The sequence below is a fragment of the Microcoleus sp. LAD1_D5 genome, from assembly GCF_036702115.1.
Lineage (GTDB): Bacteria > Cyanobacteriota > Cyanobacteriia > Cyanobacteriales > Microcoleaceae > Microcoleus.
On the sequence record NZ_JAUBSA010000081.1, the window covers coordinates 1 to 24,529 of the forward strand.

Below are 24,529 nucleotides of genomic sequence, written 5' to 3' on the forward strand. Positions count from 1 at the left end.
TACACGTTGTCAACGCCGAACGCGAGTCAAAGTCTTTTGAGGTAAGGGTTTTAGGCTTATTCAGCAAGCCCTAATTAAGGAAGGAAATTGCACTAATTGCGGATGGTTATCATGCTCGTCGCAAGTTACCACAACATCAGGATAAAAATACTTTTGCCCTGGTTCCACTTGGACTTTGACATCCGCGATGTACACCTCGCAAGGGCGATCAACAAGGGCATCATCTAGGATTCTGAAGAAATTTCCTGAAATTCGATTGTGATTGCGGGTTTCGCCTCCTATCGCGACTACTTCGCCATCCCAATACTCGTAGCGTTCCTCTTGGGTGGGTTCCCAAGCCAGGTATTCTTCTGCACTCATCGATGGGCGATCGGGTAAGGCAACCATAATGCGATCGAGAATGAAGTATGTTTCTAGAATAGCTCGAAGAAAAAGCGATTAAAAGGGCGGGTTTTTGAGATTGTCAATTATTGGCAGATATTTTTCGTGAACCCGCCCCTATCGTATTAGGGGTAATCGACCGGACATGATATCAGAGGTGTTGATTCCTCTGATTTAGATATTCCTCAAGCCTGCTGAGTCTGACGGTTTCTCAGCCCGTCAGGGAATAAATTCCTCTTGTAAGTCACTGTAATTGATTAAGTGCGATCGTACCAACTTTGCAGCGCCAAGCGGTGAACTTCCCGCCAGCTAATATTTTTAATTCGGGCAATTTCCGCGCAATCTTCGTATTCCGGCTGCACATTAGTAATCGTTTGGCCAGACTTCGCAACTTTTATCTTGACTTCGCCGTATTCTGTTTTAACTGTCTGGATTTCTCGGTGTAAAATAGTTCTTTGTTGAGTCGATCGCCTAATTCCCAGAGTAGTAGTCTCGCGAAAAATAACTGCTTCGCAAGCATCCCCAAATTCGGGATGACAAATCGCAGTTAACAAAACCCCCAGCCGCGACTTTTTCATCACAATTGGGGCAGTGAAAACATCCAGAGCTCCGGCGGCAAACAAAGCATCAAAAACATAGCCGATCGCCTGCGGACTTAAATCATCAATTTGCGTTTCCAACACCGTAATAGTTTCTATGGAATTGGTAATCGGTAATTGGGAATCCGTAATTGGGAATTGAGTATTGTTTAAAAACTTCCCTCTTCCTTCTTCCCTCTTTCTGACATCCGTTACATCCGTTACATCCGTTACAGAATCCGTTGCCGAACTTCCTTCTTCCTTCTCCCCAATCCAGAGGCGCAAAATATTAGGAATTGCCAGCATTCGAGAACCTGCACCCAAACCGATCGCCTGAATTTGCATCGGCGGTGGCGGGCCGAAAGCAGAGGCGAGAGTACAGGCGATCGCAGTTCCCGTAGGAGTGCACAATTCGCGATCGATCCCATTGCTATAAACCGGCACTCGGTGCGTTTCCCACAACCGCATCACCGCCGGCGTCGGCACCGCTAACTTACCGTGGGCCGCCTTCACCGTACCTGCACCAGTCGGCATCGCCGAAAAGTAAAATTCATCAATATCCAACCAATCCAAACCCAAACAAGTAGCGACAATATCAATAATTGCATCCGTCGCCCCCACCTCGTGAAAGTGAACCTCGCTTGCGGGGATACCGTGTACGGCACCTTCTGCCTCTGCTAATTTGCCAAATACGGCCAAAGTCCAGGCTTCCACGCGCGGTGGCAATTTTGCAGAGACGATGATTTGCTCAATTTCTGGCAAATTGCGGTGATGAGTGTGGCTAATTTCGGCATCTGCTTCGCCGTGACTGTGAGAATGTTCTTCCCCGTGATGATGGTGATGGCGGGCATCAAAAGTCGGGGATTCCGTTTCCGATGGATCGAGTTCTGTAGCGGGATTTTCTGGTTTTAACGACAAATCGGCGCTTAAATCGACATAAAATTTAGTTGCTTGTTGAGTATTCCGGTGGACTAATTCCGTCCGCAACTGGTACTCTGTCGAAATGCCGAGCAAATTGAGTTTTTCGATTAGGTATTCTAAAGGAACGCCAGCGTGGACGAGAGCTCCGATGCACATATCGCCAGCAATGCCGGTTGGACAGTCAAAATAAGCTATTTTATTCATTGTTAACAATTAATTTTCAGTATTGATTGTTTCACTCGATATTTCGATCGCCCACTTAGCCTGCAATATCTTAACATGGCAACTATTTACGAAGTGCATCCAGTTGCACCCCAAAGAGACCGGATCGAGAAGATTACAAAAGCTCTAAAAGATGGGGCCGTGATGCTTTATCCGACAGATACAGTTTACGCGATCGGCTGCGATCTCAACTCCAAGTCTGCAGTAGAACGAGTCAGGCAGATCAAGCAACTCTCCAATGATAAGCCTTTAACGTTCCTGTGTTCTTCTCTGTCAAATATCACCGACTATGCTGCCGTCAGCGATGAAGCATACAGAATTATCAAGCGGTTAATACCGGGGCCTTATACATTTCTGCTGCCAGCTACCAAGTTAGTGCCACGGTTGGTAATGAACCCAAAACGGAAAACCACTGGAATTCGCGTTCCCGACCAGCGGCTTTGTTTTACACTGTTGGAAGCCTTGGGAAATCCAATTATTTCAACCTCTGCTCACATTACCACGGACGATGAAGGTGCAGCACCGGTGCCGGCAGCAAAAGCAGAAAGCTTTGGCAAAGCTGAACTTTTTGACTGTTTTTCAAAGTTAGTAGATGTCATTGTGGATGACGGTTCCGATCCGGGATATCAAGTTTCTACCATTCTCGATTTGACCGAAAGCGAACCGATTGTTGTTCGCCGCGGTTTGGGATGGGAAGCAGTCGCCGTTTGGGAAAAAGATTAAATTTATAAGGGGCCGGTTAAGCACTAAAGTTGCCCAAAGCCAGCCCCATTTTTTATTTCAAAACTGCTTTAAGCCTCTACCTTAACTCCTTTCCAAAAAGCAATATATCCGGCAATATTTTTAGCAGCATCTTTTGGAGTAGGATAGTACCACGCAGCATCTTTATTAACTTGTCCGCCGACTTCGACACTGTAGTAACTAGCAACACCTTTCCAACCGCAAGTAGTGTGAGTGCTGCTATCCTTGAAATACTCACGGTTGATGGCATCGGCGGGGAAATAATAGTTGTTGTCTACTATTTCGCACTTGTCGCTCTCTGCCAAAACGGCACCATTCCAAATTGCTTTCGGCATCAGTTTTTCTGCTTAAATTGAGATTCTCAATTATTGTAACTGTATTTGTGCTCAAAAGGCATAGAATAGTTGAGAAGCCAACAACCAACTACTGCAAATGTCAGCGTCTCATCCGCCAATATCTTCTGTGCCACTGTCCCTGGAACAAGCTCTTAAACATTTTTTTGGCTATGACTCTTTCCGCCCGGGGCAGCAGGAAATTGTCGAAGCTGCTTTACAAAAACGGGATATGATGATTGTCATGCCGACGGGCGGTGGCAAGTCTTTGTGTTTTCAATTACCGGCACTGTTGAAACCGGGATTGACAGTGGTTGTGTCGCCGTTAATTGCTCTAATGCAAGACCAGGTGGAAGCTTTGCAGGATAATGGAATTGGGGCGACTTTTCTCAACAGCACTTTGAGCTCTCAGGAAACCCGATCGCGCGAAACAGCAATTCTCGAAGGTAAGATTAAATTGCTCTACGTTGCACCCGAACGCTTGCTCGGTGAGAGATTTTTACCGTTTTTAGATATAGTAGCAAATAAGTTAGGAATTTCGGCATTTGCGATCGACGAAGCCCACTGCGTTTCGGAATGGGGGCACGACTTTCGACCAGAATACAGGCAAATGCAACGAGTGCGCGATCGATATCCCGACATTCCTATTATGGGACTAACCGCCACCGCCACCGAGCGCGTCCGCCAAGACATCATCCAGCAGCTAACTCTGCGAAATCCCTACATCCACGTCGCCAGCTTCAACCGCCCCAATTTATACTACGAAGTTCGCCCCAAAACCAAGCACAGTTTTGCCGAAGTTTTGCAAATTATCCAAAAAAAAGGCGGTTCGGGAATTATCTATTGCCTCAGCCGCAAAAAAGTTGACGAAGTTGCCTATAAATTGCAACAAAGCGGCATCCAAGCCTTACCCTACCACGCCGGCATGAACGATGTCGATCGCGCCACCAATCAAACGCGCTTCATTCGGGACGACGTGCAAGTAATGGTAGCCACAATAGCCTTCGGTATGGGCATTAATAAACCAGACGTGCGGTTTGTAATTCACTATGACTTACCCAAGAATCTCGAAGGATACTATCAAGAATCCGGTCGCGCAGGCCGAGACAACGAACCCGCCCATTGCAGCTTATTTTTCGGCTACGGCGATGTCAAAACCATCGACTACATCATCGAGCAAAAACCCGATCCGCAAGAACAACGAATTGCCCGCCAACAGTTGCGTCGAGTAATCAACTATGCAGAATCTACCGATTGCCGTCGCACAATCCAGTTAAGTTATTTTGGCGATTCATTCCCCGGAAACTGCGGGACTTGCGATAACTGTTGCAACCAAAAACCAGTAGAAGATTGGACGATTGAGGCAATGAAATTTCTTTCTTGCGTCGCCCGATGCCAAGAAAAATTCGGCATGAATCATATTATTGACGTGCTGCGCGGTTCAAAAAATCAAAAAATATTGCAATACCAGCACCACCAACTTTCTACTTACGGAATTGGCAAAGATAGAAGTGCTGACGAATGGAAAAAATTGAGTCGAACCCTGTTAAATAAAGGTTTGTTAGACGAAAAAACAGACGGATTTCCTATTTTGAAACTGAATGAAAAAAGTTGGGAAATTATGAAACGTCAGCGCACAGTTGAAATCGCCATTGAACCCCAGCGAGAAGTACAGGGAAAAGTTCGGTCTTTGGCAGTAGAAGTAGAAGCTTTATTTACCATACTGCGGACGCTACGCAAGCAAATTGCCGACGAACAATTTGTGCCACCTTACGTAGTTTTTGCCGATAAAAGCTTGCGAGATATGGCAGAAAAACGCCCGCAAAATCTCACCGAATTCGAGGAGGTTTACGGCGTTGGTAGCAACAAGCGAGATAAGTACGGTAAAGTTTTCTTGGAGGCGATTCGCGCTTTTTGCCAAGAACAAGGATTGCCAAGTGGAGCTGCATCTTCTGATGTCGCTAATCTTCCCAATCTTTCCAACGTTGCGTCTTATTCGCAGATGCAAACCTGGGAATTATACCGACAAGGTTTGACAGTTCAAGGAATAGCCAATGCACGGGGTATGAGTCCTAATACTATTTCTGGGCATCTGATAGAATTGATGGAAATGGGCAGGGAAGTTGATATAAATTTATTGGTTGAATCGGAACGCCAGCAGGCGATAGTGTACGCTCTTGAAGTTATGGGGGATGAAAAACTGAGAGCAATTTATGATTTTTTAGAAGAACGTTATACGTTTGAGGAAATTAAGTTTGTGCGCGCTTGGTGGCGACAAAATTATGTAGGTTTTTAACCGCAGATGTATGCAGATGAACGCTGATGGACGCAGATAATTAATAGATAGGAAGGAAAAGTGAGACTTACAAAAGTAGCTTTTGAGGATAATATATTAGATGGGCGTTTTTAACCGATATATTTTTTCCATTTGGCTTTGCTGGCTGGCGTATATGGGGTTGGTAAAACTCAAATTTCCAAAGTAATTTTAAGAGCGCTATAAGTCAGTAAGCTTGGGGTAGCTAAGCGTCTCATTGTTCGCTATTCTTCGCGCAGTTGCGAGGGTACGAAGCAATCCCGAAGCAATCGCCGAGACTTTCTTCACTTCTCAATTTTAGTGAGTGGCGAGGGCGATAAATTACCTTTTTAACTGAACATTATTGAGCTATAAGTACCTCATATAACCACTTTTTAGGTAAGTAATAAGGTGCCAGAGAGGGAGCAATATTTAAATCCACACGCATGAGACTATTTACACTCCCGCACCGCGCCAATGATTGAATAATATTGATGTTGCCGTAAACGATATTAGGTCTCTCTGTCCACCCTGAAATACCCTAAATTTTAGCATTGTATGTGGTTGTGACACAATTATATATAGGGTTTGGGAGGGCGAGAAATTAAGTTTCTACACTTTAGAAGTGTACAACAAATAGTTGACTTCGTTAGCCAACCATTCGTTAAACAGATTGTGCAATATTTCTTGATACCGTTCAGGAGTTAATTCCGCCGGGAGAAACTTTTCAACCAGGAACAAGTGATATCCTAGCTCTGTTTCAATTGGACGAATCACTTCTCCGGGTTTAGCACTAAATACGGCGACGGCTATGTCTGGTTTTAAACCCCACCGATACACCTTGCCTTCGCAACCGCATATATGCCGACGATTTTCGTCAATATCGTAAAGGTGAGCGGCCTCAAAAAAGCTGATTTCTCCTTCTTGAATTTGATAAAATAGTTCCTGAGCAAGCTGCGGGTTTGCCACAATTATTTGATAAAGAATTATTTGATCAAATTGCAATTTGTTTTGAACAAAAATCTTTTCTACTTCTTTGCTGAACAAGTGTTCGGCTAGTTTTTGGCTGAGGAGCCGATCGCAAATTCCGGCTTCTAAATCTTCTACAGAAATCATCTGATCGACCAGCCAAGCAATCGTATCCGCCGCTTTCTCCAAACGCTTCTCGCGGCGGAGTTGGTCGCCCACAGCTTGAATTTCGTCGGGAGTCACAGTTAACCCCCGTTCCCTGGCTGCTTTCTCAATAACTTTTTTATGCAAAACCTTTTGACTAAATGTTTTTAATTGCATCTCTTGTCTGAGTTGTTCAATGATTTCACTTGATTCAATTAATGGCCCGTAAAAGTCCTTCATCTTTCTCTTTCAACCTATATAAATTTATTAACTTCATCCCCGACGATTCCTGCGGGGTAGTTGGGGTTAACGGTTAACGATTAGCTACAAGATGTCATTGGGCAAACTAATAAAATCAGCATTGCTCAAAGTTGTTGCACCCGCTGCGTTAACTGTTCCCAAAACAACCGCTAAAATTCGATCGCCATTATTTGAACTAAACTTGACCAGAGTCGCGTCTGTCGTACTGTTACCATCAGTATCAAACGCGACGAGTGTCAAGTCTCTTACCGCAATTCCCCCTATCAGCCCAATTCGATCGCCTTCAGCGGGATTGAAATCAACGACTCGATCGGCTAACAATAGATTAGCTGCTGCACTCGCTGTTTCGGGTTGAAATGCAAAGGTATCAGCGCCGCTACCTCCAATCAATGTATCGCTGCCAAAGTTGCCGCAAAGAAAATCGTCGCCGTTGCCACCACTCAGCAAATCTTGACCTTTTCCTCCCCGCAAAGTGTCGTTTCCATCGCCTCCATCGATCGCATCATTACCTCTGTTACCTGTGACAATATCGTCGCCGCTTCCTGCAAAAATTCGATCACTCCCGCTATCGCCAGTAATCACATCGCTCTCATTGGTGCCGAGCCAATATCCGTCGCCGTTGCTGTCGATCGTACTCTCGTCGCCAGTACCCGTACTCTCTGGAGAGAAATTAGAAGGACTTGAATTGCTCGAAGTGCCCCCAGTCACGGGGGTGAACGTTGAACCGTCATTATTTGACGGTGTGGGTGTTGGCGCTGTGGGTGTTGGCGCTGTGGCGTTAGTAGTTGGGGGCGCCACTGTAGAAGCACTCGCTGTCGCGCTGCCACTGCTAGATGTAGCCCCCACAGCGTAAGCAGTCTCACTACTTGTACTGCTTCCCGTCGGGGAAGTTGCTGTCGCGCTGCTGGTACTGCCTGCACCGCTGCTATCGACAAAGGAACTAGACTTGCTGGAACTGCTGCTGCCGCCACCAAGGTTATTCGCCAACGAATTCAAGGTGTTTAAACTATTGCTGTTTCCAACAATATTATTTAAGGGCTCAGGAGCTAATAAATCTAATGGAGGCATCGCGATTTATCTCCTTTTACCTGTATGTAAAGACGAAAATCACTTGCACGAGCGCCGACATTGCGAATCTCAATGAATGCCAATGTAGGATTTTAAAGAGTGTGCAACAATTGCTTTTGACTTCAGACTAAAGACTGAAATGTTTTTAATAAATGAACCTTGGTGCATCCAGAAAATAGGACGGGACAAAATTGTTACCAATACCAATCTGGGCGATCGGTACTGATTGCCAATGGCATTTGATTTAGCCATCACCATCACTCTCAAAAGGCTTGTATAAATTTAAACTGCACGTTCCTTGCACTCGCCCGTACTCAAAAAGTATTAGGGCGGACTGCTAAAGATGAGCAAAAACCGTGTTTTATTGCGATTTACCTCAATATATCTGGACTAATTAGAGGTATGTTGCCAATTTGGCAGATTTGTTTGAAATTATAAGACTTACGCAATTTTTCAACTTTTTACACTCTTTGTATCCGGGCGGGCGCTTGCTGGCTGATGTTGGGCCTCGATCGACACACCGCTGTTCCCGTTCCTGAAGTGTGATTAACAGAGCGGGGTTTGGCAGCAATGTGATGACTGTGGTTGAGCGGATGGGAGGGGACTTGAAACGGCGGTTGGAGGGGCTTGCAGCAGCCTGGAAGGCGACGGATTTAGCCGATTTGAATACGATCGCGATCGAATGGATGCGGAGTCATCGCAGGTGCAGGGCGATCGCGATCGAACACCACCCAATTCAATGGTGGGGAACTAATTAGAATTGGGATTGAGCGAGTAGGGGCGATCTCCTCTTTCCTCGGCTGGAACCCGCTCGTACCCGTGACGCAGAGGTCAATAAATAACTTAAGTCAGAGATGATTAAGCAATATTTCCTGGCTGCCTCACGAGAAGTTTTTAGCAAACTAAATTCATTAAATTGAAGACATACTAGAGCAACTAGATGTTGATGAAGTGCTGCTAGAGCTAGATGATGCAGAACTACTAGAACTGGATTTTGCGTTACTGCTGGAGCTATTAGCAGATGAAACCTTTACAGAAACGCTTTGACTAATTTCACCTCGATCATCGCCAGATACTTCGACTACGCTTTTAGCCTCAGCAATAACTTTACCATCGGGTGAGACTATGCGTTTGACAACAACTTTACAGTCAGTCATGAGTTTAACACCGATTCTTATTGATTAGAAAATTGGCTCAACCATAAATTTATGAGCCGTAGACGCTATTTGCCTACGGCTCGATTTAAAACAAGATTTATGTAGTTGATGACTTTTTCAAAAGCGAAGTAATCAATTACATAAATCACCTAAGTAAGTCGGTGAAAATTAACCAAACTATGTAAGGAAACCTAAAGTCTCTGTATTAAGTTTTTTGTAGGGCTTGACGCCTGAAGCCCTACTACCAAATAGTTATGATTTTTTCTGCCGACCTACTTATTCCAATTGCCACGTGATTTGATGAATTGGAGTTATCTCCTAGCTAGCAGCCGAAAATCCAGTGGAGGCAGAATACTTACCTTCTACAACAGTAGTAAAGATTTGGGTGGAGGTATTTTTCCCAAAAGCTTCAGATTGAGCTGTCGCTAGATTGCCCTTGATGTCAACATATTGCTTGTAAAGCTTCTGCACGTCAAAGCGTTCCTTAACATTTAGTTCGGCATCAACATAGGAGTCGAGGTTGCCGAAAAAGATACCACCAACAACAGCAGAAGTTTCAGCAGTTTCCAAGTAGTTCAGATCGGAAATAATCATGGCTTTTATCCTTTTTGCTTGTGAGTTGTTTGCTAGAAGCAACCTTTGGTTGTTCTGTGTTTAATATAGCTAGGCTAATCAGACCTGTGTTGCCATTTTGGCAGATTAATTTTGACAGGTACTGAAAACGCAAAAGGTAGGCTACTCAATCAACTTGAGTAGGACGGGCATTGCCGAAACAGAGGAATAACTGTATTAGACTCGATCGCAAAGCAGTATAAATCCACAATAGCTAAAATCGGGTTTCTGAGTATAAAGTAATTAATTTCGCTAAGGTTGCCATTTTGGCAGATTTATCGAAAGCGCGGATTTTCGATACTCAAAAACCCGATCGCCCGCGATGAGTCAACCAAACCATTGGTACACCCAACGCCCGCAATCGGGTTTTGTTTCGAGCAACTAATTTACTCGCCCGCGAAATTCAACCAACGTGTCTTTAATGCCCCCAAAAAGCCCTGATGTGGAACATCAACCGTCGGCGTCGAGAGACATGGCTCTTCCTTGACTTCCAGTCCAAAACCTCTGGTATCTGAGTGCAACTCGCTAAAAGCCTGAGTTACAGAACCCCCTCGAACTCCGGCTCGTTTGTCCCTCACCACCTCCAGATGATCTAAATCAGCAATTTTGCCCAATGCAGACTTAGTTTCCGATTTACTCGACTTGCTGATTTGACTGTTTTCCTTAAGCAAGCGGTTGGAAGTACGGTAAGGAATGTAGTCGAGAGGGTTGTAACCCGTGCACCGCAAAAGTAAAAAACAAGCCCAAGAATACTTTCCTGCCAGAATCGCTGAAATTATCTCATCCAATTGTTCGGGTTTGATTCCAACTTGGGGATGATTAGCAGAATGGTGGAATTGGGAAGTCATTATTTTATCCTGTTTTTTGTAAATTAGTTGACAGTTGACGGTTGACGGTTGACAGTTGACTACTGACGGTTGACTACTGACTACTGACTAATGACTAAGTTCTACAAACTCATGCCGCCCTTTTGTAGCTGCTTGAGAGGGTCAAGCAAAATGTCGGCTATGCTGCGCTGGCGAATGACAATTTCCGCAGTAGCTGTTTGGCCAGCTTTGAGTTTCCAGGTTTGATTTTTGGCTTTCACTGAGTCTCGATCGATACTCACTTCCACCCGGTAAAAAACACCCAATCGCTCGTCGGTTTTGGCATCCGGCGAAATAGATAAAACTTTTCCCGGAATCACGCCGTAATTTTGATAAGGAAAAGCATCGAATTTGACTTGCACCGGCATTCCAGTTTTGACAAATCCCGCTTCTCGGTTCGGCAAACTGACTTCCAGCACTAGCGGAGCGTGATTCGGAGTCATTTCTGCAATAGTTTGACCCGGTTGAACTACTTCGCCCGTGTTGTGAATGTTGAGTGCGGAAATCACTCCGCTGACGGGTGCGTAAAGAAATCTTTGTTTGAGCTTATTTTTTGCTTGATCGAGCAGGGTTTGGGTTTCGGCAATTTTGGATTTGACTTGATTTAATTGCATTTCCAACTGCTGAATTTTTTGCTCTTTTTCTAACTGCGTTTGGCGCGCTGCGGCTTGTTTGCTGGCGGCTTCGGCTTGCAGTTGATCGACTTCTGCCAGTTGTTGGGCTAGTTCACCTTGGGTTCTAGAAATGGCGCTAGTTCGATCGCGCAAATTTTGCTCGACTTCAAACAACCTTTCCTTAACTACAGTTGCATCAGAGAGTTGACTCCTAATCTGATCACTTTGTCTGTCGCGCACGGTTTGCTCGACTTCAAAGGCGCGATCGTCAGCCTGAGTTGTCTCTCCCAACTGGCTTCTAATAACGGCATTTTCACTTTCTCGCAGAGCTTCCTCAGCTTGAAACAATACGTCTTTTGACAGCGCTCCTTCATCTACCAAAGGTTTGAGACGCGCGATCCGCTCTTTGTGAGCCACTACTTTTGCTTGCAATTGCGCGAGCAATTCTTGAGTCTTGCGTTGCAACGGTTTCACCTGATCGCGCCGCCCTTGCTGGGAATTAATATCTGTTTTCAGTTGCGAGAGCAAGTCTTGCACATTCTTTTCCAGAGGTTTGAGCTGTTGCTTTCGCGCTTGCTGAGACACTAAATCTGCTTGCAATTGCTCGATTTGAGACTGCGTTGTGGCGGCTGAAGCGCCAGCACGGGCGATCGCAGCTTCAGCCCCCCGCTGGTCCGCAGCAGCAATAGCTTGGCTCGCTTCAACTTCCAGTCGAGTTCTCTCGATCGAACTCATCTCTTGCATCAATTGAATCCGATAAGCGTCCAGAATTTTCTCAATACGCTCCACCTCGCTCTGGGCATTCGCTGGGTCTAATTCGGCCAATAATTGTCCAGCTTTGATTTTTTGACCTTCTTTGATAGCGAGGTTAATAATTTTTCCCGTCTCCGTCGGGTGAATTTTGTAAACAGCGCCTTTGGGAACTAATTTGCCCTGAGCATGACCAACCTCGTCAATTTTTCCCAAAGTTGCCCACGCTCCAAAAGCTACGGAAAACACCATTCCTCCTAATATCAACCGCTGGGGAAAAGATACTGGTGGCTGGTCGAGTACCGAGTGCAAAGAAGTAGACCAATTATTGGCATCAGGCTGCCGTAACTTGGCAATACTGATACCGTCATTAGTTTGAGAGGAGCGATTTTGAGATTCGACAACTTCTAAAGATTTGTCTTTTTTTCTGGGTTCATTTTCTTGCCGAGAAGCTACGCCTCCATAGACTTCACCTATTTCGTTAGGAGCGCACCCTAATTCTTTCTCATCTTGTGAAAACATTGTATTTCCTCCAAGTTAGTCTGTTGACTGTTGGCAGTTGGCAGTTGTTAGGAGCTATCAGTCAGGAGTCAGAAGTTATGAGTCAGGAGTAAGTGATATCATGTCCGGTCGAGCGACCGCGATTTTTGTAGGGGCCCGTGAGCCAACAATACCTGCCAATAATTGATAATCTTAAAAACCCGCCCGACCGGGATATTAGGGTTAATCGATCGGACATGATATGAAAATTATCTTTAGCCTTGTGTTGGTTGCTAATGACTAATGACTAATGACTAATGACTAATGACTAATGACTCATGACTAATGACTCATGACTAATCACTTAAATATCGAGTTGTTGCTGAGCGAGGTGATAGTAAAGTCCGCGTTCAGCCATCAATTCGTCATGGTTGCCTTGTTCGGCTAAAATGCCTTTGTCTAGAACCAAAATTCGATCGGCATTACGCACCGTAGACAACCGATGAGCGATAATAAACGAAGTGCGATCGCGACTAATGCGGGCGAGATTTTGCTGAAACCTGCGCTCAGATTCGGTATCCAGCGAAGAAGTTGCTTCATCCAAAACCAAAATCCGGGGATCACCCAAAAGAGCGCGGGCGATCGCAATTCGTTGTCGCTGGCCCCCAGACAAACTCGTTCCCCTTTCCCCCACAGGAGTTTGATAACCCAGCGGCATATCTTGAATAAAAGCGTGAGCTTCTGCCAACTTCGCCACTTCTATCGCCTCTTCCAAGCTTGCAGAAGCCGCATCGTTTCCGTTTTTATACAGCGTAATATTTTCCAAAATCGTTCCCGAAAACAAGAAACAATCTTGAGGAACAACACCCAACTGAACTCGCAGCGACTGCAAAGAAATGTGCCGAATATCGTGGCCGTCAATGGTCAGCCGCCCCTTTTCTGGATAATAGAAACCTTGCAGCAGTTTTACCAAAGTGCTTTTACCGGAACCGCTGCGGCCGACAATTGCCACCGTTTCTCCAGCTTGCACCTCAAAGCAAAGATTTTGCAGCGTATTGCGTTCCTCATCCTGAGCATAACGGAAAGAAACATTGTCAAACTTGACGTTTCCCTGAATGCGAGGCAGCACCAGCATTGGCTTGTAAGGGCTTTCTTCAGGTTGGGCAGAGAATACATCATCCAAACGCTCGATCGAAACGAGCACTTCTTGAAACTCATCCCAAAGTCCCACCACTGAAAGCACAGGAGAAATCACGCTCCCAATCATCATATTAAAAGCCACAAATTGACCGATCGTCAACTCGTCTTGAATCACCAGCATAGCCCCGTACCACAGTAAAGCCGTACTGCCCAAAGTATTAATCCCACCCCCGATCACCTGCAAAGAATTAGCCAACTTCTGCCCGCGAAATTTAGCATTAATCATGCAGGTTAATTGGTCTTCCCAGCGCCAACGCATTTCTCGCTCAGCCGCAGTTGCCTTAACCGTCGCCACCCCAGTAATCATTTCCACCAAAGATGAATTTTGCTTGGCACTTTCGGTAAAAACCTCCCGCGACACTTTTCGCAAAAAGGGAGTTGCCACTAAAGTCAAAATCACGATCGGCGGAATCAACGCCAGCACCAACAAAGCCAGACGCCAGTTATAGTAAACCATCAGTCCGATGTAAACTACAGCCATCAAAGCATCCAACCAAGCCGTAATAGCTTGGCGAGTCAAAAATGCCTGAATTTTTTGATTTTCCTGAACCCGCGTCAAGATATCACCCACCTGACGAGATTCAAAAAACTTGATCGGCAAACTGAGAGTGTGACTGATAAAGCCGCTAATTAAAGTCAGGTCAATGCGGTTCGACAAATAATCCAGCAAATACTGTCTCGTTGCACCCAACAGCGTTCGCCAAACACTAAACAGCAGCAGTCCGATCGCAAAAACGTGCAGAGTTACTACGCTTTTACTGACAACCACTTTATCGAGAATTACTTGGGTAAATAGGGGAGTAACTAGACCAAATAATTGGAGCAACAAGGAGAGGATCAGAATTTGGGCGATCGCAGCGCGGTAGGGCCAGACTATGCCAACAAAATTTTTAAGTTTGATGCCTTGATGTTCGGCACTGTGATTGCGGTATAGTTCCGCTGTCGGGTCTAAAATTAGGGCGTACCCAGTCCAATTTTCGGTAAAACTTTTAATGCTCATCCACCGCTTGCCGGCAGCCGGATCAGCCACTAAAACCTGTTGATTTTTAAAGCGGTAAACTGCCACGTAGTGATTGCCTTGCCAGTGAGCAATCCAGGGATTTTGATTTCGCAGCGGAGTTAAAGAAGCTCGCACGGGACGGGTTTGAAATCCCATCCTTTCCGCGGCTTTTGCCAGACTCTTGAGCGACGCGCCGCTGCGGCCGATTTCTGCCAATTCGCGCAAGTAATTTAGGCTGAATTTTTTACCCCAATACTCGCTAATCATGGCTAAGCAAGTAGCTCCACAATCTGCTGCGCTCTGTTGTTGAATGAATGGGTGTCTGCTGCTCAACCACCGCCGCTGCTTGGGTTTGGGAAAGCTGATGATTCCGGCTGCGGGTTTTTTCTGAGCAACTGCGGTTAATTTTGATGGCTCGGTTTTTGAGGTAGAGCTGGCATCTTGGGGCGGCGTTACTAAGCTTAAAATTGGAGGTTTGCGGATGATTTTAGGGCGGGAATTGCTTTCGGAACTAATTGTGGCTTGGGCAATTTCCCACTGTTCGCTGCTAAGCTGGTAAATTAGCAGATTTGTTACCGCTCTCCAGTCGCTCTTTACGTCTGAATCTTCCCAGTTACTGCCGATAAGTGGCGGTGCTTGACCTTGAATTTGACCGCTGCGGAGCCAAAAATGATTGTTGGAGTTTTGGCAATGCTCAGCGACGGAAACTCCGGCAGGAATTCGGCTTTCTTCTATGTAAGTAAGTAAGTGCGGCCACAGAAGCTGTTGTTGGTGGGGAGGGAGCGATCGCACATCTGTTTGTGTCTTGAAAAATATTAACCGCTGTCGCTCTTGAAATTCTTGCTGCAAGTGCTGTTGTAGTTGCGGGAATTCTTCTAAAATAAGCTGCATTGTGGTGGCCGCAATTCGACCGATTTGGCAAGTGCCAGCCGCAATTGCCCTGTAAGGCAGTCCGCTTTCAATAAATCGGTTATCTGTCCCAAATATTGCTCCGACTTCCAGTACCACCGCCGAAATTTCCTGCTGTCGAGAGGCTTCTATTGCTAGCAGCCTGACTCTTCCCTCGCAAACTAAATAAAAATGGCGATCGCTCTGTTCTTGTTCAACTAAATTGTGGCTATTATCCGGTGTTTGATATTGAGTGATTTCATCTCCGAGCTGAAAGTCGCAAATTTCACAGGCTGTATTTAATTGGGCAACTAATGTCTGTTCGCCACCGATTTCCCCAAAAATTTTCTGAATAGCCGGGAAATTTTCAAATGATTCTCGGGTTTTAAAAATGGGATTTTTTACCCCTAAGTTGTTTTTCATGACTTACCCTGTCAAAAATTTGTTTCAATTTATTTGAATTACAACTAACCCGGTTATGAGCAATTTTTATTGGTTTAGTTGCAATTTAGTTGGCTTAAAAACTGTTGGTCGATATGTCCGACTAACACCCCCTTAGTTACGGCATCCCTTCAACGCCTTTAGGATATATAAAATTGCGTTTTTTCAGGATTGTGTGGTGATTACGTAAGTGTGGTTTTGGCTGGCTCTCAGTTTAACTTACAGAATCGTGATTGGGGCTACCTTTAAGGGCAATCTTTACCTAATCTTTATAAAGATACCGTATTATTACGGATAATTATGAAGATTCTGTGAAGGTGGGGAGGCAAATGTTGTGCCCGGTATACGTAGATCTACACAGAAACTGACATTCAGGGTTCAAAAACCATCAATTTTTGACGATCGCTTGTCAAGTCCAGAGCCAGAGCATAGTAAAGAAATATTGATGGCTGTTAGTTTGTAGCAGCAATTCAAGCAATGAATTCACCATCTAATCTGGGTATGTAACGAATTAAAGTAAAGTGGAAAACTCTGCTGTTGATAACGGCCTTCCATTTGGGGGTGACTTCTGTGAGGGCCCAAACCCATCACTATCGATACCCATCACTATCCGTCTAAACCCCGATTAAAAGTATCGGTTTCTCTGCTTAACGAATTTTGTGCGATCGCAGTCAGTGTATTTGTTCTCCAAAAGCATGGAATAGTGTAGAATCCAACAACCAACTACTGCAAATGTCAGCGTCTAATCCGCCAACATCTTCTGTGCCACAGTCCCTGAAACAAGTTCTCAAACATTTTTTTGGCTATAATTCTTTGAGCCCGGGGCAGCAGGAAATTGTCGAAGCTGCTTTACAAAAACTGGCTATGATGATTGTCATCCCGACGGGAAGTGGCAAGTCTTTGTATTTTCAATTACCGACACTGTTGAAACCAGGATTGACGGTGGTGATTTCGCCGTTAATTGCTGTGATGCAAGGCCAGACACTTGTGGCGACTAATTAACTATGCAGAATCCAGCGATTGCCGCCGTAAAATCTAGTTAAATTCTTTTGGGGATGCGAGGAAGGGTACTTTTCGGCACATCTTAGCCGTATCATCTGTTGTTTAGTTCACCCTACTTCAGGCCGTTTCACCTGAGTTCGGCTCAGTCAAGGCAACTGCTAGTAATTGAGCAGCCTGCACGTTACTCATTGCGGCTTCCCAAATGCCTTTTGCACAATAGCTGTAAAAGTTAGGAACAGGCAGAAACAATGAAAGCTACTGGTAAGGTGTATACAATTGATTTGGCTGGAAATCAGTATCAAAGCCCTCGCTACTTGCAAAGTCGGGCCAGGATTAACTCGCTCATCGACCATTATATGTCATTGGAAGTTTTGAGCGATCGACTTTCGGACCTACCCCAGCAATTTTCCACCCCGCATCCTCGCCCTTGGGAACCCATAGATTGGCAAAAAATCAATCGCGACCAAATTATTGGTGTCAAGCCAGAAATCTTTTTACAAATTTTGGCAAGTGCGGCAGAAATTGAAGCTCCCATCCGCAGCTACGGTAGAGAAAGTTGGTGCTACTTACAGCATATTTACCCGCAAATGGCGCGGTTTATGGGAGGAATTTTTGATGCCAATGGCAACATTCTAGAGATAGGTGTTTGGGAAAAAGAAGAACGCCAACATTGCCCGACATTTAGGAAAATTCACCAGCAACTTACAGGGGAAAAACTGCAAGTTAAACCGAACTCTGTGAAGGGCTGTCAATCCACAGGTGACGCTTGGCAAGATACCTACAAACACGTGATTAGTCGCCTGAGTACCGAGTGGGGAGCTACTTCTGTTTATTTATGGTTGATGGTACACTCAACAGGAGCGTTGCAACAGGCAATTTCCCAGCCTTTACAGGATGAGATCAATCATTTGGCTAAGTTTTGGGGTTTCAGCCGCTGGGCATTCTCCCAGAGTTATTTCAATCAACTGAAAGGCTCTACCAAAAACCTGATTGCTTTGCTGAAACACCATCAGATTGAACGCACGCACGGCAACGATGTGTTTAATACTTCACTCAGTCTCAAACAGATTTCTTTGGTGTTGGAATTGACTTTTACATTCACGCGAGTGATGGTGCGTCTGCGGCGCTGGAACCGCGAACTCAGTCGCAGTTATCTCAGACATTTGTTTGGCACTGCGCCGAGGGTTGATGCACCGCGCCAGGTCGCTTAAATCTAAGATATTGCACAAGTTTCAGGAACAGGCATTTTGCCTGTTCCACTCATAGTTCAATTTTATTGTGGGGTAAGGTGCGCCATAAGCACCCAGCTATGTTAAAGTGCGATCGATGTATGTACTCGTTTGCTCGGCATATAGTAGAATTGGTGGAAATAGGGCGGTAATCGGTTTTTGAGGGGATTTTTTAACCGCAGATGCAGGTTGATGAACACTGATAGACGCAGATGATTGAGGGGAGGGGAAAATGAGAATTAAAAAAGTAGCTTTTTGGGATAATTTACGAGAGTGGCGTTTTGAACCGATATATTTTTCCAACTTGGCTTTATTAGTTGGCGTATCTGGTGTCGGCAAAACACAAATTTTGAAAGGAATTTTGAATTTACAACGAATAGCTAATGGTGCTTCATTAAACGGTTTAGCATGGGACGTTACATTCTCGACAGTAAACAATGTAGAGTACCGCTGGCAAGGCGAATTTGAAACGCAAAAAATTCCTGCTATCATTCCTAATGAGGAAGACGAAATTAATAAATTTAGAATTGTGCGAGAACATCTATCCAGAGAAGGAAATGTAATCATAGAAAGAAGCAATAATGAAATTAAATTCAAAGGCGAGATAACGCCCAAATTATCGCCGTTTCAAAGTGCAGTTGAAATCTTAAATCAAGAAGAAGATATTTCACCTGTCCAGCAGGCTTTGAAGGAAATCATTTATAGCGATAATTCTAGCTTGTTAAATGGAATTTATGGTATACCTGTAAGGGTACTATCTATAATTTCAAATAATAATTTTGCTTTGGAAAATCTTCAAGAAAGCGATCTGCCAATTCTTCTAAAACTTGCTTTGATGGCTCGCCATTGTCCAGATATTTTCGATCAAATAAAAACAAAGTTTATCGATGTTTTCGATCAGGTAGAAGATCTTAAAATAGAAGCATTAGAAGATAACGCAAATCCATCTTTCACCCGTTTCCCTATTCAAATAAAAGAAAAAGGTGTTAAGGATTGGATTTTCCAAAACAATATTTCTTCAGGAATGCTGAAAACTCTCATTCATATTAGCGAACTATACTTGTCGCCAGAAGGCACTGTAATCCTGATTGATGAATTTGAAAACAGCTTAGGGATTAACTGCATTGATGTTGTGACAGATTTGATTGTGGAAAATAGAAATATCCAATTCATTCTTACCAGCCACCATCCCTACATAATCAATAATATTGGGATGGAACACTGGAAAATAGTCACTCGCCAAGGTGGGGTGGTAACTGTGAAAGATGCTAAAGATTTGAACTTGGGAAAATCGAGGCATCAAGCTTTTATGCAACTAATTAATCTTGAAGAATACAGCGAGGGAATTAAAGTTTGATGAATCTGTATTTTTTGGTCGAAGGAACACAATCTGAGAGAAAAGTTTATCCTGCATGGCTGGCTCATCTTTTACCGGAATTGCAGCGAGTTGATAATTGCGATGATGTGAATGAAAAAAATTATTACTTGATTAGCGGTGAAGGATATCCTTCATTAATATACGATTTTATCCCGCGTTCGATCGCCGAAATTAACTCCAACGGAAAATACAACTATTTTGTAGTATGTCTTGATGCCGAGGAAAATACTGTTGCCGAACTCACAACAGAAATTTATGAGTTTTTAACTGAGCAGAAAATGAAATTAAACCATACAGAACTTGTGCTGATATTTCAGAATCGCTGCTTGGAAAGTTGGCTGTTGGGCAATCGGAAGATTTATGCCCGAAATCCTCAAAACAAACTTTTGTTAGATTATACTAAATATTACGATGTTTCAGTTAACTGTCCCGAAAATATGGGCAGATATCAAGATTTTAATACTCACGCTCAGTTTCACGGAGCTTATTTGAGAGCGTTATTTGAAGCTAAAAATATTACCTACTCAAAAAAACGACCGGGAGATGTACTCAAGCCATTTTATTTGGAACAGCTATTGGCAAGGATTCAAGTTCAGCCAGAACAACTGACTACTTTCCGTCAATTCATCGATTTTTGTAACAAAATTAAACCAAAATTGTCAACTTAAAAGGCAATAAATAAGAGAAAATAAAAATTAAAAGGTAGAGACAGATTCACAAACTGGCCCTACGCAAGCAGATACAGTTAGGATACATTTCATACTAGATTTAGATAAAACACTTTAATCTCGCACAAGTCACAAAAATAACTATGAACAGCACAGCATCCCATACATCATCTGAAATGACCGATCGCGATCGCGCTAACCTCAGCCGCCTGATCGATTACAGTTCCATCCAATCGATACCCGAAATTTGGGCGATCGTCAAACAACAATTCGGTCAAACCGTCGCCCTCCACGACCCCCACAGCCAACCCGAAATCAAACTCACCTACACCGACCTCTACCAACAAATCCAGCAATTCGCCGCCGGCCTCCAAGCCCTCGGCATCGAACCAAATCCCGAAGAAGCAGTCCCTCCCCGCGTCGCCCTCTTCGCAGACAACAGCCCCCGCTGGCTGATAGCCGACCAAGGTATCATGATGGCTGGGGCCGCGAACGTTGTTCGAGGCGCCACCGCCGATCCCGAAGAACTCCTGTACATCATCCAAGACAGCGGCAGCACCGCCTTGGTAGTCGAAAACCTGGCATTACTGAAAAAACTGCAACACCGCCTCCCCGATTTACCCATTCAACTCATCGTCCTCCTCTCCGATGAAGAACCCGAAGCCAGCCCTACCCTAAGCACAGTCAAATTTTCCCAAGTCATGACCACAGGGGCCAACCGTCCCCTCAAACCCACCAACCACAAGCCTCAAACCCTCGCCACCCTCCTCTACACCAGCGGCACCACCGGCAAACCCAAAGGCGTCATGCTGACTCACGGCAACCTGCTGCACCAAGTCACCACTTTAGGCACAATTCTCCAGCCCGAACCCGGCGAATGCGCCCTCAGTATGTTGCCCAGTTGGCACGCCTACGAACGCAGCGTCGAATACTTCCTACTTTCCCAAGGATGCACCCAAATTTACACCAATATTCGCTATTTCAAACAAGACTTTAAAACTTGCAAACCCCATTACATGGTCAGCGTTCCGCGCATCTGGGAATCGATTTACGAGGCTGTACAAAAGCAGTTTCGGGAACAGCCACCTAACAAACAAAAATTGGTGAATTTCCTGTTATCTTCTAGCCAGCAATACATAGAAGCCTGCCGCATTTTCCAAGGATTAACTCTCAGTTTGAAACCGGCTTCTGCTTCCGAAAAACTAATCGCCCGCATCAAAAGCATTCTGTTGGCGCCCGTACACTCCCTCGCCGAAAAATTGGTTTACAAAAAAGTCAGGGAAGCTACGGGAGGACGCTTAAAATGGGCGATTAGCGGCGGCGGTTCTTTGGCCGCGCATATAGACAATTTCTTTGAAATAGCGAATATCGGCTTGTTAGTGGGATACGGTTTAACCGAAACTTCGCCGGTTTTAACTGTGCGCCGCCCTTGGCACAATCTTAAAGGTTCCGCAGGACAGCCGATCGCCCATACGGAAATTAAAATAGTAGACCCAGAAACCAGACAGCAACTGCCCACAGGCCAGCGCGGCTTGGTATTGGGCCGCGGGCCACAAATCATGGCAGGTTATTATCTGAATCCCCAAGCGACTGCCAAGGCGATCGACTCCGAAGGCTGGTTCGACACCGGCGATTTGGGCTGGCTGACACCGGGAAATGACTTAATCTTGACCGGGCGGGCCAAAGATACGATCGTCCTCAGCAACGGCGAAAACATCGAACCCCAGCCCATAGAAGACGCCTGCGTCCGCAGCCCCTACATCGACCAAATTATGCTAGTAGGTCAAGACCAGAAATCCGTCGGTGCCTTAATTGTCCCCAATGCAGAAGCCGTGCAGAAATGGGCAGAAACTCAGACTCCCCCTTTACACGAAATTGACTGGAATAGCAAGATAATTCAAGATTTATTCCGCAAAGAATTGAACCGAGAGGTGCAAAATCGCCCTGGATACCGCGCGGACGATCGCATCGGCCCGTTCCGGTTGATTCAGGAGCCATTTTCGATGGAAAATGGAATGTTGACCCAGACCCTGAAAATTAAGCGCCCGGTTGTGACGCAACACTACCGCGATATGATTGACGGGATGTTTTGAAATATTCGCAGGACTTGGGGAATGGAAAAGAAAAAATTATCCCAACACCCAAGTCCCAAGTCCGAGTCCTCAGTCCTCAGTCCTTAGTTCAGGTTTACCAACTAATGACTAATGCCTAATTCCCAATTGACAAGCAACAACTTTATGGAACCACAATTACTCTTGAAGCGATCGATTAACGTTAAAGTCGTCGTTACTCCCCGCTGGAAAGAAGAAGCTCAACAGCAACTCCAAGCCCAAATCAACCAAATAGACTCTCAGCTACAACAGCTCGAAATGCAAGGGCAGCGGATGGTTTCAGAAATCCAAAAGCAAAATCTGCAGCCCCCAGGCCCGCAAGTAATGCAGCAAATAGAAAACATTCAAGTGCAGGTGAATCAAAGAAAAAGCGAACTGCTAGAACAGAAAAACCAAAACCTGCAACAGCTTCAGCAAGTGCAGGTGCTAGACCTAGAACAAGAAGTGAGTCAAGGTCAAATTGACGGCACATTCACTGTCGGGCTGGGAGAAAACTTGATTCAAAAAATGCAAGTAGAAATTCTCCTCCGAGACGGCATAGTCGAAGAAATTCGAGGTGATATTTAGAAAGTGGTAAGTGGTAATTGGCGATCGGTAATTGGCAATTGATTTAGAGTCAACAGTCACACATCAAGAATGCGAGAGACTGGCATAATAATAAGTATTGCCGGTGGCCGATCGCCAATTATCAATTGCCAAATACCGATTACCTATTACCTATTACCAACACACAAGGACTTTTTACAGATGATTCGCGAAGTTTTCATGCCAGCCCTGAGTTCGACAATGACAGAGGGCAAAATTGTTTCCTGGGTCAAATCCGCCGGAGACAAAGTAGAAAAAGGCGAAACGGTGGTAGTCGTTGAATCCGACAAAGCCGACATGGACGTGGAGTCTTTCTACGAAGGTTATTTAGCAATAATTATCGTACCTGCGGGCGAAGTTGCTCCGGTGGGAGCGGCAATCGCCCTGGTAGCAGAAACGGAAGCCGAAATCGCCACAGCTCAGCAGCAAGGAGCCGCCGCCCCAAGCGCAGCAGCAGCCCCCGCTCCCAGCCCCGCTCCTGTCAGCGCACCTACAGCATCAGCGGGTTTGCAGCAAAATGTCAGCCGCCAAAACGGCCGCAGTGTCGTTTCTCCCCGCGCTCGCAAGTTAGCCAAAGAATTTAAAGTAGATTTGAATTCTCTCAAAGGCAGCGGGCCCAATGGCCGCATTGTCGCAGAGGATGTGGAAGCAGCCGTCGGCAAAGCCCAACCCGCTCCGGTTCAGCAACCGGTAACAGTCCCCGCAGCACCCGCACCTGCACCCGCAGCACCAGCCCCCGCAGCAGCCAAACCCGCCCCCGCACCAGTCCCCGCGGTGGCACTTTCTGGTCAAAGAGTACCGATGAACGCGCTGCAAAATGCGGTGGTGCGGAATATGGAAGCAAGTTTGAGCGTGCCGTCTTTCCGCGTCGGTTACACAATTACTACTGATAATCTCGACAAACTCTACAAACAAATTAAGTCCAAGGGCGTCACGATGACGGCTATGCTGGCGAAGGCTGTAGCAGTAACTTTACAAAAACATCCTCTGCTGAATGCTTGTTATGTGGAGTCGGGGATTCAATACCGCGCTGATATTAATGTGGCGGTAGCGGTGGCGATGGATGGCGGCGGTTTGATTACGCCGGTGTTGCAAAATGCCGATCGCCTCGATATTTATTCGCTCTCCCGCACTTGGAAGGATTTAGTCGATCGCGCCCGCACCAAGCAGTTGAAGCCGGATGAATACAGCACGGGAACTTTTACTCTTTCCAATTTGGGAATGTTTGGAGTAGACAAGTTTGACGCCATTTTGCCGCCGAATCAAGGCTCGATTTTGGCGATCGGTTCTTCGCGGCCACAAGTAGTGGCAAACGAGGATGGTTTGATGGGAGTGAAGCGCCAAATGCAGGTGAATATTACTTGCGATCACCGGATTATTTACGGTGCTGATGCTGCATCTTTCTTGCAAGATTTAGCTAAATTGATTGAGACAAATCCTCAATCTTTGACGCTTTAATTAGTTGGCTGTTGACTGTTGGCTGTTGACTGTTGACGGTTGACAGTCAATGGCTTGCCATCAACTATGTTAAAGGAGCTAATATGGAAAGCTTTTAACAGCTAATAAGCTGTTGCACATTTAAACTGTGATACAAGCATTGCCCTTATTTTTGATTTTGCGACCCCATTTAATTATTAA

19 protein-coding genes and 1 pseudogene are annotated in these 24,529 nt (G+C 45.3%); 10 read left to right on the forward strand and 10 right to left on the reverse strand.

The window, feature by feature from the left end:
* Window positions 1-60: 60 nt before the first annotated feature.
* The gene (locus tag QUA70_RS24160; RefSeq protein WP_333350420.1) at window positions 61-387 is read right to left on the reverse strand and encodes a Uma2 family endonuclease; all 327 of its coding nucleotides are present in this window, start codon (window positions 385-387) and stop codon (window positions 61-63) included.
* 251 nt (window positions 388-638) lie between these two features.
* Window positions 639-2,084, reverse strand: coding sequence for a nickel pincer cofactor biosynthesis protein LarC (larC, locus tag QUA70_RS24165; RefSeq protein WP_333350422.1), 1,446 nt, complete (start codon window positions 2,082-2,084; stop codon window positions 639-641).
* A 75-nt stretch (window positions 2,085-2,159) separates the two neighbouring features.
* Here larC and QUA70_RS24170 point away from each other — a divergent pair, with 75 nt between their 5' ends.
* Window positions 2,160-2,825, forward strand: coding sequence for an L-threonylcarbamoyladenylate synthase (locus QUA70_RS24170; protein WP_333334281.1), 666 nt, complete (start codon window positions 2,160-2,162; stop codon window positions 2,823-2,825).
* Between the two features lie 68 nt (window positions 2,826-2,893).
* Here the strand turns inward: QUA70_RS24170 and QUA70_RS24175 are convergent, their stop codons facing one another.
* Window positions 2,894-3,178: a DUF427 domain-containing protein gene (locus QUA70_RS24175; RefSeq protein WP_190738299.1), complete on the reverse strand. Its 285-nt coding sequence runs from the start codon at window positions 3,176-3,178 to the stop codon at window positions 2,894-2,896.
* A 97-nt stretch (window positions 3,179-3,275) separates the two neighbouring features.
* On the opposite strand from QUA70_RS24175, the gene recQ reads away from it, so the two are divergent.
* Complete coding sequence (gene recQ / locus QUA70_RS24180; protein WP_333350423.1) at window positions 3,276-5,471, forward strand: DNA helicase RecQ; 2,196 nt, start codon at window positions 3,276-3,278, stop codon at window positions 5,469-5,471.
* Between the two features lie 609 nt (window positions 5,472-6,080).
* Here recQ and QUA70_RS24185 read toward each other — a convergent pair.
* Together QUA70_RS24185 and QUA70_RS24190 are read right to left on the reverse strand one after the other, a co-directional pair.
* A complete protein-coding gene (locus tag QUA70_RS24185) occupies window positions 6,081-6,821 on the reverse strand; it encodes a peptidylprolyl isomerase (RefSeq protein ID WP_333350425.1) in 741 nt (246 codons plus the stop codon).
* Window positions 6,822-6,905: 84 nt separating this feature from the next.
* Window positions 6,906-7,910, reverse strand: a complete 1,005-nt coding sequence (locus QUA70_RS24190; protein ID WP_333350427.1) for a calcium-binding protein — start codon at window positions 7,908-7,910, stop codon at window positions 6,906-6,908.
* Between the two features lie 542 nt (window positions 7,911-8,452).
* On the opposite strand from QUA70_RS24190, the gene QUA70_RS24195 reads away from it, so the two are divergent.
* Complete coding sequence (locus QUA70_RS24195; RefSeq protein WP_333350428.1) at window positions 8,453-8,668, forward strand: hypothetical protein; 216 nt, start codon at window positions 8,453-8,455, stop codon at window positions 8,666-8,668.
* Between the two features lie 153 nt (window positions 8,669-8,821).
* Here the strand turns inward: QUA70_RS24195 and QUA70_RS24200 are convergent, their stop codons facing one another.
* From QUA70_RS24200 to QUA70_RS24220, 5 genes are all read right to left on the reverse strand, one after another.
* Window positions 8,822-9,067, reverse strand: a complete 246-nt coding sequence (locus tag QUA70_RS24200) for a hypothetical protein (RefSeq protein ID WP_333410701.1) — start codon at window positions 9,065-9,067, stop codon at window positions 8,822-8,824.
* Between the two features lie 318 nt (window positions 9,068-9,385).
* Window positions 9,386-9,661 (reverse strand): hypothetical protein, encoded by a 276-nt coding sequence (locus tag QUA70_RS24205; protein ID WP_333350429.1) that lies wholly within the window; start codon window positions 9,659-9,661, stop codon window positions 9,386-9,388.
* A gap of 404 nt (window positions 9,662-10,065) precedes the next feature.
* The gene (locus QUA70_RS24210; RefSeq protein ID WP_333350431.1) at window positions 10,066-10,527 is read right to left on the reverse strand and encodes a HetP family heterocyst commitment protein; all 462 of its coding nucleotides are present in this window, start codon (window positions 10,525-10,527) and stop codon (window positions 10,066-10,068) included.
* A gap of 101 nt (window positions 10,528-10,628) precedes the next feature.
* The gene (locus QUA70_RS24215; protein ID WP_333350433.1) at window positions 10,629-12,431 is read right to left on the reverse strand and encodes an HlyD family efflux transporter periplasmic adaptor subunit; all 1,803 of its coding nucleotides are present in this window, start codon (window positions 12,429-12,431) and stop codon (window positions 10,629-10,631) included.
* A gap of 322 nt (window positions 12,432-12,753) precedes the next feature.
* Window positions 12,754-15,900, reverse strand: coding sequence for a peptidase domain-containing ABC transporter (locus tag QUA70_RS24220; protein ID WP_333350435.1), 3,147 nt, complete (start codon window positions 15,898-15,900; stop codon window positions 12,754-12,756).
* 750 nt (window positions 15,901-16,650) lie between these two features.
* Between QUA70_RS24220 and QUA70_RS24225 the strand changes: the two are divergent.
* The 7 genes and pseudogenes from QUA70_RS24225 to QUA70_RS24255 all read left to right on the forward strand — a co-directional run.
* A pseudogene (locus QUA70_RS24225) lies at window positions 16,651-16,899 on the forward strand (DEAD/DEAH box helicase); the annotation flags it as partial.
* A 269-nt stretch (window positions 16,900-17,168) separates the two neighbouring features.
* A complete protein-coding gene (locus tag QUA70_RS24230; protein WP_333350437.1) occupies window positions 17,169-18,131 on the forward strand; it encodes a hypothetical protein in 963 nt (320 codons plus the stop codon).
* Between the two features lie 250 nt (window positions 18,132-18,381).
* Window positions 18,382-19,506, forward strand: a complete 1,125-nt coding sequence (locus QUA70_RS24235; RefSeq protein ID WP_333334305.1) for an AAA family ATPase — start codon at window positions 18,382-18,384, stop codon at window positions 19,504-19,506.
* On the forward strand, window positions 19,506-20,195 hold the full coding sequence (locus QUA70_RS24240; RefSeq protein ID WP_333350438.1) for a hypothetical protein: 690 nt from the start codon (window positions 19,506-19,508) through the stop codon (window positions 20,193-20,195). The genes QUA70_RS24235 and QUA70_RS24240 overlap by 1 nt, the downstream gene beginning before the upstream one ends.
* A 143-nt stretch (window positions 20,196-20,338) precedes the next feature.
* Window positions 20,339-22,288, forward strand: coding sequence for a long-chain fatty acid--CoA ligase (locus QUA70_RS24245; protein WP_333350440.1), 1,950 nt, complete (start codon window positions 20,339-20,341; stop codon window positions 22,286-22,288).
* A 144-nt stretch (window positions 22,289-22,432) separates the two neighbouring features.
* Window positions 22,433-22,873 carry a YlqD family protein gene (locus tag QUA70_RS24250; RefSeq protein WP_006631983.1) on the forward strand — a complete coding sequence of 147 codons (441 nt, stop codon included), beginning with the start codon at window positions 22,433-22,435 and terminating at the stop codon, window positions 22,871-22,873.
* Window positions 22,874-23,053: 180 nt separating this feature from the next.
* Window positions 23,054-24,349: a dihydrolipoamide acetyltransferase family protein gene (locus QUA70_RS24255; RefSeq protein ID WP_333350442.1), complete on the forward strand. Its 1,296-nt coding sequence runs from the start codon at window positions 23,054-23,056 to the stop codon at window positions 24,347-24,349.
* The last annotated feature ends 180 nt before the right edge of the window (window positions 24,350-24,529 follow it).